Annotated in this window: 14 protein-coding genes and 1 pseudogene; 8 read left to right on the top strand and 7 right to left on the bottom strand. The window is 64.7% G+C overall.

Annotation, left to right across the window (positions count from 1 at the left end):
- Positions 1-20: 20 nt before the first annotated feature.
- Together B4394_RS03565 and rpmF are read right to left on the bottom strand one after the other, a co-directional pair.
- On the bottom strand, positions 21-707 hold the full coding sequence (locus B4394_RS03565) for a response regulator transcription factor (protein ID WP_078290528.1): 687 nt from the start codon (positions 705-707) through the stop codon (positions 21-23).
- 67 nt (positions 708-774) lie between these two features.
- Positions 775-948, bottom strand: a complete 174-nt coding sequence (rpmF, locus tag B4394_RS03570) for a 50S ribosomal protein L32 (RefSeq protein ID WP_078290527.1) — start codon at positions 946-948, stop codon at positions 775-777.
- Positions 949-1,323: 375 nt separating this feature from the next.
- Between rpmF and B4394_RS03575 the strand changes: the two genes are divergently transcribed.
- The 7 genes from B4394_RS03575 (at position 1,324) to B4394_RS03605 (ending at position 10,395) form a co-directional block, all read left to right on the top strand.
- On the top strand, positions 1,324-2,967 hold the full coding sequence (locus B4394_RS03575) for an acyclic terpene utilization AtuA family protein (protein ID WP_502688414.1): 1,644 nt from the start codon (positions 1,324-1,326) through the stop codon (positions 2,965-2,967).
- A gap of 5 nt (positions 2,968-2,972) precedes the next feature.
- Positions 2,973-4,121: an acyl-CoA dehydrogenase family protein gene (locus B4394_RS03580; protein WP_078310597.1), complete on the top strand. Its 1,149-nt coding sequence runs from the start codon at positions 2,973-2,975 to the stop codon at positions 4,119-4,121.
- Entirely contained in the window at positions 4,118-5,713 is a 1,596-nt protein-coding gene (locus B4394_RS03585) for an acyl-CoA carboxylase subunit beta (protein ID WP_078314124.1), read from the top strand. Before B4394_RS03580 ends, B4394_RS03585 begins: the two co-directional genes overlap by 4 nt.
- A gap of 12 nt (positions 5,714-5,725) precedes the next feature.
- On the top strand, positions 5,726-7,729 hold the full coding sequence (locus B4394_RS03590) for an ATP-binding protein (RefSeq protein ID WP_078314125.1): 2,004 nt from the start codon (positions 5,726-5,728) through the stop codon (positions 7,727-7,729).
- Positions 7,726-8,895, top strand: coding sequence for an acyl-CoA dehydrogenase family protein (locus B4394_RS03595; protein ID WP_078314126.1), 1,170 nt, complete (start codon positions 7,726-7,728; stop codon positions 8,893-8,895). The genes B4394_RS03590 and B4394_RS03595 overlap by 4 nt, the downstream gene beginning before the upstream one ends.
- A gap of 16 nt (positions 8,896-8,911) precedes the next feature.
- The gene (locus B4394_RS03600; protein WP_078310304.1) at positions 8,912-9,706 is read left to right on the top strand and encodes an enoyl-CoA hydratase family protein; all 795 of its coding nucleotides are present in this window, start codon (positions 8,912-8,914) and stop codon (positions 9,704-9,706) included.
- An 86-nt stretch (positions 9,707-9,792) separates the two neighbouring features.
- Entirely contained in the window at positions 9,793-10,395 is a 603-nt protein-coding gene (locus tag B4394_RS03605) for a DUF1707 SHOCT-like domain-containing protein (RefSeq protein WP_078314127.1), read from the top strand.
- Here the strand turns inward: B4394_RS03605 and B4394_RS03610 are convergent.
- Complete coding sequence (locus B4394_RS03610; protein WP_078314128.1) at positions 10,349-11,584, bottom strand: hypothetical protein; 1,236 nt, start codon at positions 11,582-11,584, stop codon at positions 10,349-10,351. The genes B4394_RS03605 and B4394_RS03610 overlap by 47 nt on opposite strands.
- A 75-nt stretch (positions 11,585-11,659) precedes the next feature.
- Here B4394_RS03610 and B4394_RS25985 point away from each other — a divergent pair.
- A pseudogene (locus B4394_RS25985) lies at positions 11,660-11,849 on the top strand (hypothetical protein).
- A 44-nt stretch (positions 11,850-11,893) separates the two neighbouring features.
- On the opposite strand, the gene B4394_RS03620 reads toward B4394_RS25985, so the two are convergent.
- From B4394_RS03620 to B4394_RS03635, 4 genes are read right to left on the bottom strand one after another with little or no spacing between them, the layout of a single operon-like run.
- The gene (locus B4394_RS03620; RefSeq protein ID WP_078314129.1) at positions 11,894-13,741 is read right to left on the bottom strand and encodes an ABC transporter ATP-binding protein/permease; all 1,848 of its coding nucleotides are present in this window, start codon (positions 13,739-13,741) and stop codon (positions 11,894-11,896) included.
- Positions 13,742-13,763: 22 nt separating this feature from the next.
- Positions 13,764-15,344 carry a bifunctional phosphoribosylaminoimidazolecarboxamide formyltransferase/IMP cyclohydrolase gene (gene purH / locus B4394_RS03625; protein WP_139359896.1) on the bottom strand — a complete coding sequence of 527 codons (1,581 nt, stop codon included), beginning with the start codon at positions 15,342-15,344 and terminating at the stop codon, positions 13,764-13,766.
- The gene (gene purN, locus B4394_RS03630) at positions 15,314-16,012 is read right to left on the bottom strand and encodes a phosphoribosylglycinamide formyltransferase (RefSeq protein WP_078310324.1); all 699 of its coding nucleotides are present in this window, start codon (positions 16,010-16,012) and stop codon (positions 15,314-15,316) included. The genes purH and purN overlap by 31 nt, the downstream gene beginning before the upstream one ends.
- Positions 16,009-17,334: a cell division protein PerM gene (locus tag B4394_RS03635; RefSeq protein WP_078314131.1), complete on the bottom strand. Its 1,326-nt coding sequence runs from the start codon at positions 17,332-17,334 to the stop codon at positions 16,009-16,011. Before B4394_RS03635 ends, purN begins: the two co-directional genes overlap by 4 nt.
- Positions 17,335-17,336 lie beyond the last annotated feature (2 nt).

Raw genomic sequence — 17,336 nt, forward strand, 5'->3', positions numbered from 1 at the left:
TCGTAGTGTCGCCATGGGGATTACGGAGGGGTCTCCCGCAGCACATAGCCGACACCGCGGACCGTGTGGATGAGCCTGAGCTCGCCCTCGGCTTCCGTCTTGCGCCGCAGGTAGCCCACGTACACCTCAAGCGCATTGCCGGATGTCGGGAAGTCGAATCCCCACACCTCTTCAAGGATGCGGCTGCGGGTCAACACGCGGCGAGGGTTGGCCATCAGCATTTCCAGCAGTGCGAATTCGGTGCGGGTCAGGCTGATGGACCGAGTGCCTCGATACACCTCGCGGGTGATCGGGTCGAGGGTGAGGTCGCCGAAGCTCAGCGTGGCGGCGTCTGCCGATTCATCGACGGTGGTCCGGCGCAGCAGCGCTCGCATCCGGGCCAGGAGTTCCTCGAGCGCGAAGGGCTTAGGCAGATAATCGTCCGCACCCGCGTCGAGGCCGGCCACTCGCTCCGAGACCGAGTCCCGGGCGGTAAGCACCAGGATGGGCAAATCGTCTCCCGTGCTGCGCAAGCGACGGCACACCTCGAGGCCGTCGAGCTTGGGCATCATCACGTCGAGCACCAACGCGTCCGGCCGATCGTTGGCGATAACGTTCAGCGCATCGACGCCGTCTTCGGCGAGATCCACCGAGTACCCATTGAAGGACAGAGACCGTCGCAACGACTCACGCACAGCACGATCGTCATCGACTACAAGAATTCGCACAGGCACCAGTGTTAACCGTGCGGCTGAGATATTACTGAGGAAGCCTGAGAATCAGGTCCCGGAAGGTTCAGCGACGGTCGAAATCGATGAGCCCGAGGCGGGCAGCCTTGAGCAGGCGACGGGGAACCTTGTGGTTCTGTCCGCCGACAGTGACATTGACCAGCTCAGTGGCAGTGGCCTTCCACTGCGAGCGCCGGCTACGGGTATTAGAGCGGGACATTCTCCGCTTGGGGACGGCCATGGTCGCGCCCTCTCCTTATTTCTCAGGTTTCTGTGTCATTCGCCCGCGCCGCGCCAGCATGTGGGGCGCAGCGAGCGACAATCAACACACGATAGCCGGTGGCTGACATGAGCTGCAAATTTGCCTCAATCGATCCAGGCCGGCACGCCGCATAGTGGCGGTTTCGTCTCGCATCGTGCCACCTGAACGGGTCCTATCGACGCGGCAATCCAGCTCGGCCAACCACTTGGTTGGACCGCCAGATTGACGTTTTAGTAGGTGGGGTAATTTAGCAGCGCACGAGCAGTCGATGCCGACCTCGAGAGGACCACCGTGACCATTGCGCCGGTAAGAATTGGGAACTGTTCAGGCTTTTACGGTGACCGAATATCGGCCATGCACGAGATGCTCACCGGCGGTGAGCTCGACTATCTGACCGGCGACTATCTGGCCGAACTGACGATGCTGATCCTCGGCCGCGACCGCGCCAAGGCTCCGGAACGTGGCTACGCCAAGACCTTCCTGCGCCAGCTCGAGCAGTGCCTCGGGCTGGCTCAGGACAAGGGCGTCACGATCGTCGCCAATGCCGGCGGTCTCAACCCCGCGGGCCTGGCAGACGCCATCCGCGCACTCGCAGAAAAATTGGGTGTCCCGGCCAAGGTCGCCCATGTCGAGGGTGACGATCTGCTGCCCCGCGCCGCAGAGCTCGGATTGGGATCGCCGCTCACCGCCAACGCTTATCTCGGCGCCTGGGGCATCGTGGAATGCCTGAACTCCGGGGCCAACATCGTCGTCACCGGTCGCGTCACCGACGCCTCGGTGATCGTTGGTCCCGCCGCCGCGCACTTCGGCTGGCGACGCGACGACTACGACAAACTCGCCGGAGCGGTCGCGGCCGGGCACATCATCGAATGCGGCACCCAGGCCACCGGGGGCAACTACGCCTTCTTCACCGAGATCCCCGACCTCTCGCACGCCGGGTTTCCGCTGGCCGAGGTATATGAAGACGGATCGTCGGTCATCACCAAGCACGCGGGAACTGGCGGCGCGGTCAGTGTGGGCACGGTGACCGCGCAGCTGCTCTATGAGATCACCGGGGGCCGGTACGCCAACCCCGATGTCACCACCCGGATCGACAGCATCGAGCTGACCCAGGAAGGTCCGGACCGAGTGCGCGTCTCGGGCGTGACGGGTGAGGCGCCCCCGCCGGACCTCAAGGTGTCGCTGAACGCCTTGGGCGGCTTCCGCAATCAGATGACCTTCGTGCTCACCGGACTGGACATTGACGCCAAGGCTGACCTGACCCGCAAGCAGCTGGAGTCTTCGATGACCTCGGCGCCCGAGGACATTCAGTGGACCCTAGGCCGCACCGATCACCCGAACGCCGACACCGAGCAGGCCGCCAGCGCACTGCTGCACGTCATGGTGCGCGACTCCGACCCGAACAAGGTCGGCCGCCAGTTCTCCAATGCCGCGGTGGAGCTGGCCCTGGCGAGCTACCCCGGCTTCCATGTCACCACACCCCCCAAGGACGGCGAGCCGTACGGCGTGTTCACTCCGGGATACGTCCCCGCGGAAAAGGTTCCGCATGTCGCGGTCCTCGCCGACGGTTCCCGGATCGATATCGCGCAGGCCTCGCAGACGCTGCCGCTCGCCGATGCCCCGGCGGCGGCACTGCCCGAGCCGCTACCGGCCGGGCCGCTGCGCCGAGCCCCCTTGGGCATCCTTGCGGGCGCCCGTAGCGGCGACAAGGGTGGCAGTGCAAACGTCGGCGTATGGGTACGCACCGATGAGGAATACCGCTGGCTTGCCCATGCTTTGACAATCGACACACTGCGGGAACTGCTGCCCGAAACCAGGCAGTTGGAGGTGGCACGCTACCTGCTGCCCAAGCTGCGGGCCGTGAACTTCGTCATCCAGGGCATCCTCGGCAAGGGAGTGGCCTATCAGGCCCGGTTTGACCCACAGGCCAAGGGTATTGGCGAATGGCTGCGTTCCCGTGAGATCGACATCCCCGAATCCCTATTGGAAGGAAAGTGACCACCGTGAATTCCTGGAACACTCCGGAGCGCAAGGCACTTCGGGAGACGGTGCGTGACTTTGCCGAGCGCGAGATCCTGCCGAATGTCAACGAATGGGAACGCGAGGGACTGCTTCCTCGTGAATTACACCGCAAGGCGGGCAATCTGGGCCTGCTGGGCCCCGGTGCACCCGAGGAAGTCGGCGGCGGTGGCGGCGATGCCATCGACCCGGTGATCGTGTGCGAGGAACTGCACTACGCCGGTGTGCCCGGCGGCGTGTTCGCCTCCCTGTTCACCTGCGGCATCTCCACGCCGCACATCATCGCCTCAGGCGATCAGCGGCTCATCGAAAGCTACGTAAAGCCCACCCTGGCGGGCGATCTCATTGGCTCGCTGGCCATCACCGAACCCGGTGGCGGATCCGACGTGGGGCATCTGACCACCTCGGCCAAGCGGGACGGCGATCACTACATCGTCAACGGCGCCAAGACCTTCATCACCTCCGGCGTGCGCGCCGACTATGTGGTGACCGCGGTGCGTACGGGTGGAGCGGGCGCGGCGGGGGTCTCGTTGCTGTTGATCGACAAGGACACTCCGGGGTTTGACGTCACCCGCAAGCTCGACAAGATGGGATGGCGCTCCTCGGATACCGCCGAGCTGTCGTTCACCGATGCACGGGTGCCCGCCGAGAACCTGGTGGGTGGTGAGAACACCGGCTTCGCGCAGATCGCCGGCGCCTTCGTGTCAGAGCGTATCGGCCTTGCCGCCCAGGCATATTCGAGTGCGCAACGCTGTCTTGACCTGACAGTGGAATGGTGCAGGAATCGGCAGACCTTCGGGCGTCCGCTCATCTCCCGCCAGTCCGTGCAAAACACTCTGACCGAAATGGCGCGCAGGATCGATGTCGCACGGGTGTACACGCACGTCCTGGTGGATCGCGCGATCGCGGGCGAGACCAATCTCATCGCCGAGGTCTGCTTCGCCAAGAACACCGCAGTCGAGGCCGGCGAGTGGGTGGCCAACCAGGGTGTCCAGTTGTTCGGCGGCATGGGCTACATGACCGAGAGCGAAATCGAACGGCAGTACCGCGATATGCGCATCATCGGGATCGGCGGCGGCACCACCGAGATCCTCACCTCGCTGGCCGCCAAGCTCCTGGGGTATCAGTCATGACGCAGCTGCGCACCACCGTCAACACCAACTCACCGGAGTACCTCGACGCCGCCGAGGCCATGCTGACCAAACTTGCCGAGGTCAACGCCGAGACGGCAAAAGCGCTCGCCGGCGGTGGTGACAAATACGTTGCCCGCCACCATGAACGCGGCAAGTTGCTGGCACGTGAGCGCATCGAGCTCTTGATCGACCCCGACTCCCCGTTCTTGGAGCTGTGCCCGCTCGCGGCATGGGGTAGCGACTTCACCGTCGGCGCCTCGCTGGTCACCGGCATCGGCGTGGTCGAAGGCGTCGAGTGCATGATCGTGGCCAACGACCCCACCGTCAAGGGCGGCACCAGCAACCCCTGGACATTGCGCAAGGTGCTGCGAGCCAACGACATTGCCTTCAAGAACCGTCTACCCGTGATCTCACTGGTGGAGTCCGGCGGCGCGGACCTGCCCACCCAGAAGGAAGTGTTTGTCCCCGGCGGGCAGATGTTCCGCGATCTCACTCGGCTTTCGGCAGCCGGCATACCGACGATCGCCCTGGTGTTCGGAAACTCGACCGCCGGCGGCGCTTACATCCCCGGCATGTCCGATCACGTCGTGATGATCAAGGAACGTTCGAAGGTGTTCCTGGCCGGTCCCCCGCTCGTCAAGATGGCGACCGGCGAGGAATCCGATGACGAATCTCTGGGTGGCGCGGAAATGCACTCCCGGGTTTCCGGTTTGGGCGACTACCTGGCGGTGGACGAACAGGACGCCGTAAGGCTCGGGCGTCAGATCGTGTCCCGCCTCAACTGGGTCAAGAAGGGCCCCAAGCCCGCGTCGGTCGTCGAACCGATCGCGGATCAGGAAGAGCTCATCGGCATTGTGCCTGGAGACCTCCGCATCCCGTTCGACCCGCGTGAGGTCATCGCACGCATCGTCGACGGTTCGGAGTTTGACGAGTTCAAAGAGCAGTACGGGTCGTCACTGGTAACCGGGTGGGCGCGTCTACACGGCTACCCCATCGGCATCCTCGCCAACGCGCGTGGCGTGCTGTTCAGCGAGGAAGCGCAGAAGGCCACCCAGTTCATCCAGCTGGCCAACCAGACCAACACGCCACTTCTGTTCGTACACAACACCACCGGATACATGGTGGGCAAGGAGTACGAAGAGGGCGGCATGATCAAGCACGGGTCGATGATGATCAACGCCGTGTCCAACTCCACCGTGCCGCATCTGTCGCTGATCGTCGGCGCCTCATACGGGGCCGGTCACTACGGCATGTGCGGGCGCGCGTACGACCCCCGTTTCCTGTTCGCGTGGCCCAGCGCCAAGTCGGCGGTCATGGGCGGTACCCAGCTGGCGGGTGTCATCTCCATCGTGAGCCGTGCCGCCGCGGTGGCACGGGGCCAGGCCGTCAACGAGGACGCGGATGCCGCGATGAAGGCCGCCATCGAGGCGCAGATCGAAGCCGAGTCGCTGCCCATGTTCATGTCCGGGCGTCTCTACGACGACGGGGTCATCGATCCCCGCGACACCCGGGCCGTGCTCGGTATGTGCCTGTCCGCCATCGCTAATGGACCAATCGAGGGGACGTCGAACTTCGGCGTCTTCCGGATGTGAGGTAAGAGTTAAGTGACTATCACCTCTGTTCTGGTGGCCAACCGCGGCGAGATCGCCCGCCGCGTCTTCGCTACCTGCCGCAAGCTGGGGCTTGGCACGGTCGCCGTCTACTCCGACGCCGACGCCGACAGTCCGCACGTCTCCGAGGCCGATGCTGCGGTCCACCTACCCGGCACATCCAGCGCCGAGACCTACCTGCGCGGTGAGCTGATCATCGCCGCGGCCAAGGCCACCGGTGCCGACGCCATCCACCCCGGCTACGGATTCCTTTCCGAGAATGCCGATTTCGCTCGCGCGGTGGCCGATGCCGGCCTGACCTGGATCGGTCCGCCAGTCACCGCCATCGAGTCGATGGGCTCGAAGATCGAGTCCAAGAAACTCATGGACGCCGCCGGCGTTCCGGTGCTGGGACAGCTCGACCCGGATACCGTCACCGCCGATCAGCTCCCGGTGCTCGTCAAGGCATCCGCCGGTGGCGGCGGCCGCGGCATGCGGATCGTCTCTGAGCTCGACAAGCTCCCCGCCGAAATCGCTGCCGCACAACGGGAAGCCCAATCGGCGTTCGGGGACCCGACAGTCTTCTGCGAGCGCTACCTGGGCACCGGTCGACACATCGAAGTACAGATGATGGCCGACACCCACGGCACCGTGTGGGCTGTGGGTGAGCGCGAGTGCTCCATCCAGCGCCGCCACCAGAAGGTCATCGAAGAGGCACCCTCACCTCTGGTGACCCGAATCGACGGCATGCGGGAGCAGCTCTTCGAGGCGTCACGCACCGCTGCGTCGACCATCGGCTATGTCGGCGCGGGGACTATGGAGTTCCTGGCCACGGAGAGCGGCGAGTTCTTCTTCCTGGAAATGAACACACGCCTGCAGGTGGAGCATCCGGTCACCGAGTGCACCACAGGACTCGACCTGGTCGCATTGCAGATCCAGGTGGCAGAGGGCGGCAAGCTTCCTGCCGAACCGCCTGCCATTCATGGCCATTCGATTGAGGCGCGCTTATACGCGGAGAACCCCGCGGCCGGGTGGCAGCCACAAAGCGGCACTGTGCACACATTTCAGATCCCTGGAGTCTCCGCGGAATTCCACGTGCCCGGACACCCGGGGCGCAACGGGGTGCGCCTGGATTCCACCATCGTCGACGGCAGCGTGGTGTCGGTGCACTACGACCCGATGCTCGCCAAGGTCATCACGGTGGCACCAACGCGCACCGAAGCTTCCCGGCTGTTGGCGTCGACATTGGAACGCACTCGCCTGCATGGCCTGACCACCAATCGCGACCTGCTGGTCAACGTGTTGCGGCATCCGGCGTTCCTCGCCGGCGACACCGACACGTCCTTCCTGGACAAGCATGGCCTCGACGTCCTTTCGAAACCCCTAGCCGACGAAGCGGCGCACCAGTACTCGGCGCTCGCGGCAGCACTTGCCGATGCCGCGGCCAACCGGGCACATGCCATCGTCTGCGCGGATCTGCCCAGCGGATGGCGCAACCTGGCATCCGGCTACCAGACCAAGGAATTCGCGGTGGGCGAAAGCACCATCAGCGTGCGCTACCGCCTGACCCGCGCGGGGCTGGAACTCGATGGAGATTGGCCCGCCATCAAACTAGTTTCGGCGACACCGGATCACGTGGCACTGGTGATCGACGGCGTCCGGCGGGGCTTCGACGTCGCCCGCTACGGCGGTCCCCCCGCTGGGGAATACGCAGACGTCGACTCACCGCTCGGCCCGGTCGCACTCACTGTGGTGCCCCGGTTTACCGACCCCAGCGCCGAGCTGGCGGCGGGCTCACTCATCGCGCCGATGCCGGGTGTGGTGCTGCGGGTGGGTGCGGCGGTCGGAGACACCGTCACCGCAGGGACGCCGATCGTCTGGTTGGAGGCCATGAAGATGGAGCACACCATCGTCGCCCCCGCCGACGGCGTCATCGAGATCCTCAATGTCGAACCGGGACAACAGGTCGAGCTGGGCACCGTACTGGCCCAGCTGGCCGCCAACGAAGGAGAGTCATGACCGTCACCAATCCTTATGTCGAGTCCGATGAGCGCAAGGCACTGCGGCATGCGGTGGCCTCGCTCACTGGCAACTACGGCCACGAGTACTACCTGGAAAAGTCCAAGACTCATGCTCCCCTCACCGAGTTGTGGGATGAGGCAGGAAAGCTCGGCTTCTTGGGAGTGAACATCCCCGAGGAATACGGCGGCGGCGGTGCCGGCATGTACGAGCTTGGGCTCGTATTCGAGGAGCTCTCGGCAGCGGGGTGCCCGCTGCTGATGATGGTGGTGTCCCCCGCCATCAATGCCACCATCATCGCCCGCTACGGCACCGATGAGCAGAAGAAGAACTGGCTGCCCTCGATGGCTGATGGCACCTTCACCATGGCGTTCGCCATCACCGAACCCGACGCCGGCTCGAACTCCCACAACATCATCACCACCGCCAAGCGCGACGGTGGTGACTGGATCCTCAATGGGCGCAAGGTCTTCATCTCCGGTGTCGACCAAGCCAACGCCGTGCTGGTGGTGGCGCGCACCGAGGAGGCCAAGACCGGCAAGCTCAAGCCTGCCCTGTTCGTGGTGCCCACCGACACCAAGGGGTTCGAGTACACGCCCATCGATATGGAGCTCACGCTCCCGGAACGGCAGTTCCAGGTGTTCCTCGATGATGTACGGGTGCCCGGTAATGCGCTCGTCGGCTCAGAGGACGCCGCGCTCATGCAACTGTTCGCCGGATTGAACCCCGAGCGAATCATGGGCGCTGCCAGTGGAGTTGGCCTTACCCGGCTCGCATTGAACAAGGCCACCGACTACGTCAAGACCCGCCAGGTGTGGAAGACCCCGATCGGCGCGCATCAGGCCATCGCGCACCCGCTCGCCGAGATCAAGGTCGAGCTGGAACTGGCCAAGCTCATGATGCAGAAGGCCGCCACCTTGTACGACTGCGGCGATGACTGGGGCGCCGCGGAGGCGGCCAACATGGCCAAGTACGCCGCGGCGGACGTGGCCTGCCGCGCGGCCGACCGTGCCGTGCAGTCCTTGGGCGGCAACGGATTGACCTCCGAGTACGCCGTGGCGCCCCTGCTGAATCTGTCGCGCTTCGGGCGTATCGCCCCGGTGAGCCGGGAGATGATCCTCAACTTCGTGGCGCAGACGTCCCTCGGCCTACCCCGCTCGTACTAAAGGAAAGGTCCGCCGAATGGCGAAAGAATCTGACACTCTGGTCCAGTACGAGGTGGAAGGCCGCGCCGCTCGCCTGACCCTCGACTCACCGCACAACCGCAATGCGTTGTCCAGCAGGTTGGTGCTGCAACTGCGAGAGGGACTGCAGCGGGCCGCTGTCGACAAGACGGTGCGTGCCGTGGTGCTCACCCACACCGGCAACACCTTCTGCGCGGGCGCCGACCTGTCGGAAAGCTCAGCGGCGTCGTCCGATCCCCAAGATGTCGCCAAGGATCGGGCCGGCCAACTCACCACGCTACTGCGCGACATTCTTGAGCTGCCCCTGCCCGTCATCATCGCCGTCAACGGCCATGTGCGGGCCGGGGGTTTCGGTCTGGTGGGAGCCGCCGACATCGCGGTAGCAGGACCCGACAGCACCTTCGCACTGACCGAGGCACGCATCGGAGTCGCGCCGTCGATCATCTCGCTGACGCTGCTGCCCCGGCTCACCGGCCGGGCGGCCGGGCGCTACTTCGTCACCGGCGAGAGGTTCGACGCGCGGGTGGCCGCGGAGATCGGTTTGGTGACCAAGTCCGTCGATAGTCCCGAGGCAGTCGAGGCCGCGGTCACTTCGTTAGTGGATGACATCGCGCTTGGTTCGCCGCAAGGGCTGGCCGAGTCGAAGAGGCTCACCACCGCGCCGATCCTCGCCGATTTCGATGCGCGTGCAGTCGAGTTGACAGAAACCTCCGCGCGTTTGTTCGTGTCTCCCGAGGCGCAGGAGGGCATGTTGGCCTTCCTGCAGAAGCGTCCGCCCGCGTGGCAGGTGTGAACCAGACTGCACTACGTGTGTAGTGCGCTGAGCAACACTAATGAACCGCGTGCCTTTAAGCGCCGTTCGTCGTAGGCTCGGCGGTGATGAGCAACCTCCCTGAGCGGGCTACCGCATCGATGCGGGCCGCAGACGCCGATCGCATGCGCGTCGCACAGCTGTTATCCGACGCTGCCGCGCAGGGTCGGCTGGAGCTCTCTGAGTTCGAGGAGCGCCTCACGAAGGTGTACTCGGCAAATACATACGGTGAGCTTGATCAGCTCAGCGCGGACCTGCCCGCAGTTGCTACTTCTCAAGTTCGCGGTCAAGACAGCAAGCCAGCCCCCTCGACGGTGCTGATGGCAATCATGAGCGGATTTGAACGACGGGGCCGCTGGAACGTCCCCGGCAAGCTCACTTCATTCGCGCTGTGGGGTGGCGGCGTGCTGGACCTGCGCTACGCCGACTTCACCTCCAATGAGGTGGAGATCCGCTCCTTCTCCATCATGGGCGGCCAGACGATCCTCTTACCGCCGGAGGTCAACGTCGACGTCAAAGGTGTCGCGGTGATGGGTGGCTTCGATCACTCGGCGAGTGGCCGAGGCGTAGAGGGTGCCCCGCACGTGACGGTCAAGGGGTTCTCGCTGTGGGGTGGCGTGAACGTCAAGCGGAAGCGGCGCAAGCGGCGCGAGTCGCTGGAAGAGCAGTGACAAGATCCAGAGCGCCGAAGCGCCACAGCGCATTCACAACCTGACGGCGCCGGTCGATATCCAGTTCTGCCGCAAGAACCGCGTCAAGATCATTCAGGGTGAACTCCCCGGTAAGCGCTAAGAGTCCGTCAAGGTTCACCGCGCCGCCGAACGCGATATCGCGACCACGGGCCACCAGATGGGTTCGCTCCGCGCCGATGAATGATTGCACCACTCCGGGATAAGCCCAGCCGAATGTGGCACCAACGGGAGGATCGCCGGTACGCAAGGCCGCCACCTTCGGCGCGCGCAGATACCCGGCGGTGCGCTGTTTCGCCGCCGCCAGTTCCATGGTTGTCGCCAATCCGGACATCGCCGCGGGGTCGTGGAGCGTCTCCATCACCAGCTGACCGACATCCTCGAAGCTGCGGGGCTCGCCTGCCGCGTCGAGCCGCGCACCGAAGTGATCGATCATCAAGTCCGAGAATGATTTCCGGACGTTAGGCGGAAAGAGTGTGATCCCCAGAAACACCGAGGGACCTGCGTTGCGAAAAAGGTGGTAGCGCCCCCGGGGGATGCACACGAAGTCACCCGGACACAGGGTGTAGCGGCTGGCGCCGGGAAGCAGTCGGTCGAAGTCAAATGAGACCTTGCCCAACGACGGGTTCTCGAATAACTGATGTTGGTCCATTCCCTCCGCGGGCCACACCCAGAGTTCCTTGACACCCGGACCCAGGTGGAAGATCAGCGATGGCTCGTCATCCTTGTGAATTCCGAAGGGTGTCCATTCCACATCAGCGATGAAGGTGTAAATATCCGCGCCGGACACCAGGTCTCGATCCGGGACAAGACTGCGCACCACAGCCTGGGCCAACGCGGCAAGACCCAGATCCCATGAGGAGGCGTCGTTGATGGCCACGCATGCCGGACGATCGTCGGCGTTATCGGCGAGCCACTCGGTCAAGGACTGCGCGCCTTTGGGCGCGCTGCGTGAGAGCCGCTCGGTGAGCTTGAAGTCGAACTCGCTGCCCCGGAACGCGCGCAGTCGCAGTCCTTTTCCTTCGGCGGCGGTCGCTGAGGTCACTGCCGCCGCTATCCGATCGGTGATCGCCTTCTGGTCCGGCACCAGCCCGGAAATGAAGACCGTTTCTTCATAGCGAGGGGCCCAGTCCGCGACGAACCGGCGCCAGCGGGGGTCATGGACGAACACTGTTTTCGCCTCCGTGCTTGCGTCCGGGCGTGCGCGGCCTAGGGGACGGCCACGCACGCCCGACGTCCACTCTTAGTGGCTGGCAACCATTTCCGTCGCGGTGACGATTTCATCGTCCTCGACAACGATCTCAACAGCGATATCGCGCATGGCGGTTCCTTTCATTGAACGGTTAACTGCCCAACTCATCAGAAGCACCGTGGTGGCATCCGTCGCATGGAGCCACTGCGGTGGACCACGCCCAGCCCGCAGGCGCCGTCACTAGATCAGTCGTACGGCCGTAGCCAAAAGTTCCCGTGTTTAGCCGATTCACACCGGCGAGAGCTCCCACGCACCACTGCCCGTCAGCTGCAACCGCGACTGGTGATGGCGGTCGATCGTCGACCTGTGCCCCACACTGAACACGACGCTGTCGGGCAGCCGTTCCCGCACCAGCGCATACATAGCGTCCTCCAGCCCCTCATCCAGGGCCGAGGTCGACTCGTCGAGGAACACCACTGTCGGGCGCACCAGCAGCACCCGCACGAAGGACACCCGCTGCTGCTCGCCCAGCGAGAGCACGGCCGCCCAGTCGGCTTCTTCCTCCAACCGCTCGGCCAAATGTCCCAGGGAGACATCACGCAAAGCCTGCGTCAACTTCTCGTCCGAAACTTCCTCCGCCGGAAGCGGATACACCACGGTCTCGCGCAGGTTGCCCAACGGCAGATACGGCAGCTGCGGCAGGAACAGCGTCGCCCAGCCGTCGGGACGCGCGACCACACCCGTGGCCTGTGGCCACAGCTGTGCCAGGCTGCGCAGCAGGGTCGTCTTCCCGCATCCCGATGGGCCCTTGACGACGACACTGCCACCCGCGGACAGCTCGAGGTTCAGGTCCGCGATCATGTCCAGCCCCTGTAGATCTCGGACATCGACATCGGTGAGAGTCAGGGCGTTGTCCGCGTCGGTCACGTCGATCCTCGGCAGTTCACGGGCTCGGTGGTCGCTGTCGAGCATCTGGTCGATGCGCATGAGTGCGGCCCGATAGACGGTGAATTCGTCATAGCTGTCCCGGAAGAAGGACATTGCGCCGCAGACACTTCCAAACGCCGCAACGGTCTGCAGCAGGTCCCCCACCTTGATCTGCCCGGTAAAGAATCGTGGCGCCTGCACGATGTAGGGGATCATTCCCGTCGTCACATCGCCGACACCACGATTCCAGCCGTTCAGTCGCAGCTGCGCGAAGACGATCCGCCACATGTTGGCGATGATGTCGGCGAAGCGCGCATGGAGCAGTACGCGTTCACGCTCGCCGCCACGATAGAACGCCACCCGCTCCGCACTGTCGCGCAGGCGCACCAACGCATAGCGGAAACTCGCACTGAATCGTTCGTTCAAGAAATTCAGCCGTACCAACGGCCGGCCGATCCAGAACGCAAGGACCGTCACGGTGATCGAGAAGACGAAGGCGATGAACACCATGGCGCGCGGGATCTCGACTCCCCACAGCAGCAACGGACCCGAGAGCTGCCACAGCACTCCGGTGAACATCACGATCAAGAGGGTTTTGTTTACCGCGCCGAGCACCAAATCCACCGACTTGGTGGTGTGCGTCTCGATATCGATCTGGATTCGCTGATCCGGGTTCTCTACCGGAGTATCCAGAAAACGGTTGCGGTAGAACGCATCCTTGCTCATCCAGTCGTCGACGAGCCGCGTGTTGAGCCATACCCGCCACCGGATGGCGAGCACTCTCCGCAGGAAGAGATCCACCACCGTGTACGTCACGGTGAGTACTACCAGCACTCCGCTGATCGCGAAGGACGTGAAAAATGCCTGACGCGCGTCCGCCAGCAGTCCGGAGTCATGGGTGACGAGCGCCTCCGAACCAACCTGCAACGCATTCATCAGGTCCTTGTACTGGTACGTGAAGATGACCGTCACGCGCGCCATGTACACGGTGTGCCACATCATGAACGCCACCAACGCCCACGTGCGCCAGGTGTCGCTCCCCCAGAAGAAGGGGGCGTTTACCCGCCAGAACTGTTGCCCCCATTGAGTGAAACGGGCGATCAGAAAGGCCACCGCAAGGAAGACCACCATGGTGATCACCCACGCCTGCAGCGTCCACACCAGCGAGCGCAATGGCTCGCCCGGCCAATCCAAACTGGGCTGAACCATTGGCTCTCCCTCTTAGTGCACCCTAGTGGGCAAAGTGGCGTGCTCCGGTGGTGTACAACGTGATTCCGGCGGCCTTGGCGGCATCGGCCACCAGCTCATCGCGCATCGACCCGCCCGGATGCACGATCGCGCGCACTCCGGCCTCCGTCAGCACCTCCAGGCCGTCGGGGAAGGGGAAGAACGCATCCGAGGCCGCGACCGCACCGGAGACTCGATCCCCACCCCGTGAGACTGCCAATCGCGCGGCGTCGACGCGGTTGACCTGTCCCATGCCGACACCGATAGTGGCGCCACCGGAGGCGACGACGATCGCGTTGGACTTGACGGCCCGCCCGACCTTCCAGGCGAACACCAAGTCCGCCAACGTGTCCTCGTCCGCGGCGGCGCCGGCCACCAGTGTCCAGTTGGCCGGATCGTCACCCTCGGCGTCCAGCGCGTCGCGCTCCTGTACGAGCAGACCACCACTGATGTGTCGCCACTCGGTGCGCCCGGACTGTGACTGCGCCAGGCGCAGCAGACGCACATTTTTCTTGCGGCTCAGCACCTCCACCGCGCCCTCGGCGTAACCGGGCGCGACGATCACCTCGGTGAAGATGTCGGCGACCCGCTCCGCCATCTCCACGCTCACCTCACGGTTGACGGCTATCACCCCGCCGAAAGCGCTCAACGGATCGCATTCGTGGGCCTTGAGGTGGGCGTCGGCAATCGATATGTCCGACACCGCGATACCGCACGGGTTGGCATGTTTGATGATGGCCGCACAGGCCTTGTCCTGGTCCCACGCGGCACGCCAGGCGGCGTCTGCATCCGTGTAGTTGTTGTACGACATCTCTTTTCCGTGCAGCTGCTCGGCCTGTGCCAATCCGTGCCCGGAGGCACCCGTGTACAGGGCTGCCTGCTGATGCGGGTTCTCGCCATAGCGCAGCACCGCCGAGCGGTTCCATGTCCCGCCGATCCAGGCGGGCAACTCCGCGCCCTCGGGCTCCGCGACAGCCGACAGCCAGCCTGCCACGGCCACGTCATACTCGGCGGTGTGACGGAACGCTCTGGCCGCCAGGACCTTCCGCGCCTCCAGGGTGAACCCCCCGGCACTGACGGCAGCCAGTGCTTCACCGTATGAGGCGGGGTCGACGACCACCGCCACGCTCGGGTGGTTTTTGGCAGCGGCGCGCACCATCGAGGGTCCGCCGATGTCGATTTGTTCGACGCATTCGTCCTCGGTGGCACCCGAGGCCACCGTGGCGGCAAACGGGTACAGGTTGACCACCACCAGTTCGAAGCCCTTGACGCCCAGCTCTTCGAGTTGAGTGAGGTGTTCCTCGCGGCGAGTATCGGCCAAGACACCGGCGTGCACATGCGGATGCAAGGTCTTCACCCGGCCATCCAGTACCTCCGGAAAACCGGTGACCTCTTCCACGGGGGTCACCGGAATTGACGCGGCGGCAATGGTTTTCGCGGTGGATCCGGTGGAAACCAGTTCCACACCGGCGGCGTGCAGCCCGCTGGCGAGCTCTTCGAGTCCGGTCTTGTCGTAGACGCTGATCAATGCCCGCCGTACGGGTCGCTGCGTACTCACTTGATGGAGGCCCTTCTTCCGTTCCATGTCAAACCTCTGGTGGCGACCGCGGCCAGCACATCTACCAGCAGCGTCCGTTCCACCACCTTGATGCGTTCATGCAGGCTCGCCTCGTCGTCGTCCCCGTGAACGGGGACGGCTTGCTGCGCGAGGATCGGGCCGGTATCCATCCCGGCATCGACCAGGTGCACCGTGCAGCCGGTGACCTTGACCCCATGGGCCAGGGCTTCGGGCACGGCGTGCGCGCCGGGAAAAGACGGCAGCAGCGCGGGATGAGTGTTGATGACCCGACCCAAGAACTGTGAAAGAAACTGTGGTCCAAGAATCTTCATGAATCCGGCCGATACCACCAGATCGGGCCGGTGCGCGGCGGTGGCCTCGGTGATCGCGGCGTCCCAGTGTTCGCGGGTGTCGTACTCACCGAGCCGCACGGTGTAGCTGGGAAGCTGCGCGCCAGCGGCGATATCGACGGCATCGCATTGCCGGTCGGTGCCCACCGCGACGATCCGAGCGGGGAAGTCACCCGTGGCCGCGTCTAAGAGGGAGCGCAGGAGGGTTCCCGTACCGGAAGCCAGGACCACGACGCGCGCGGGGGCAGACGGCGCAATCTCAACGGCCTGCTGGGGCTCCGATGAGCCGCTTGCGCGAAGAGAATCCGACACCGACACGCCGCTGAGCGTAGCCGGGCTGGTCACGTGGCCGATTCTGGAGGGTCGCTGGAGTCACTCTCGGGGCCGGGCTCCGGATCTGATTCAGGTTCCGGCTCCGACTCCGGTTCCGGCTCGGGTTCAACGTCCGGCGCGGGTTCCAGCGCCGGCTCGGGTGCCGGTTCAGGCACGGATTCGGGTTCCGGCTCCTGCACCGGTTCCGGCCGCGCCCTGGCCGGGAGGCGGGTGGCTCCGCCGAGCATGAACACCGTCAACAGGCCGATGACCAGGAACCAGAAGAACACCCCGGGGCCGAACGTGCCCTGGTCGATCCCGAGGCGTCCGAAGTTCCCCAGCTGTCCTCCGGCGAGCTTGCCGACGATCGCCAGGAATGTTGCCGCCAGAAGCGCCGCCGTGACCACTTTGTGAATCGCGGTGGGCCATGGCACGGGTCGGCGTGCGCATTGCTGGCCGACGGCCACCCCGGACACCGCACCGATGATCATCAGTGCCACCCACGCGGGGCCGAGCGGCGGTGTGGGAACGGCCGCGAGGATCGGCACTGCGGGCAGCTGACCGCCGAATACGGCGAACGCACTGAAGGCCGCGGTGCCCACATGTGCGCTGGATCCGACCGCCAGCGCACATGCACCCAGAATGACGTTGGGCGCATAGAGGAGCGCCAACAGTGTCAAGCTCAGCTGACCTACGAAATCGTTGGTCACCGAGTACAGCTGATCCATCGTCGCCCAGTGCACCACCAGCGACCCCGCCGTCACGGCCGCGGACAGCCCGAACAGCGCGAGTACCCCGGCGGCAGCGCCACGGGCGGCCTCCATCGGCCATGACGGCAGCTCTAGGACCACCGCGAGCCGCCTGCCGACCCGCAGTAAAACGCCGGCAATTGCACCGGCCGCGTGAACACCGAGGACAGAACCGAATGCGCGCAAGGCATTTGGTGATTGCAGCTGGGTCAGCACCGTCGATGCGTCATGAATGATCGCCAGCGATATCGCCGTCATGAGGAGCGGGCCGGCTAGCGCCGAGGCGATCACCCACCGGATCACGTACCAGGAAGCGGTGGGTGCGATTGTCGAGGCGACGGTTCGGGCGACACCCCACACCATTGCCGCCGTTGGCAATAGCGGCAGCACCTCGATGACTCGCCCACCGATCGAGATCGGTACCAGGTGGGTGCCCAGCCACATGCTGGCCACCGCACCGAACGTCCCGGTCATGTCGCTGTTGGCAATCACCAACTGCACCAGGACGATTGCCGCAATGATGACCAACGCAACTGCTGACGGGCCAAAGGCAACCGTCAGCAGTGCGCGAGCCTGTGCGGGATTGGCGCGCGAGGTTTGATTCACGC

Origin of the sequence: Mycobacterium sp. D16Q16, from assembly GCF_002013745.1 — a bacterium.
GTDB lineage: Bacteria > Actinomycetota > Actinomycetes > Mycobacteriales > Mycobacteriaceae > Mycobacterium.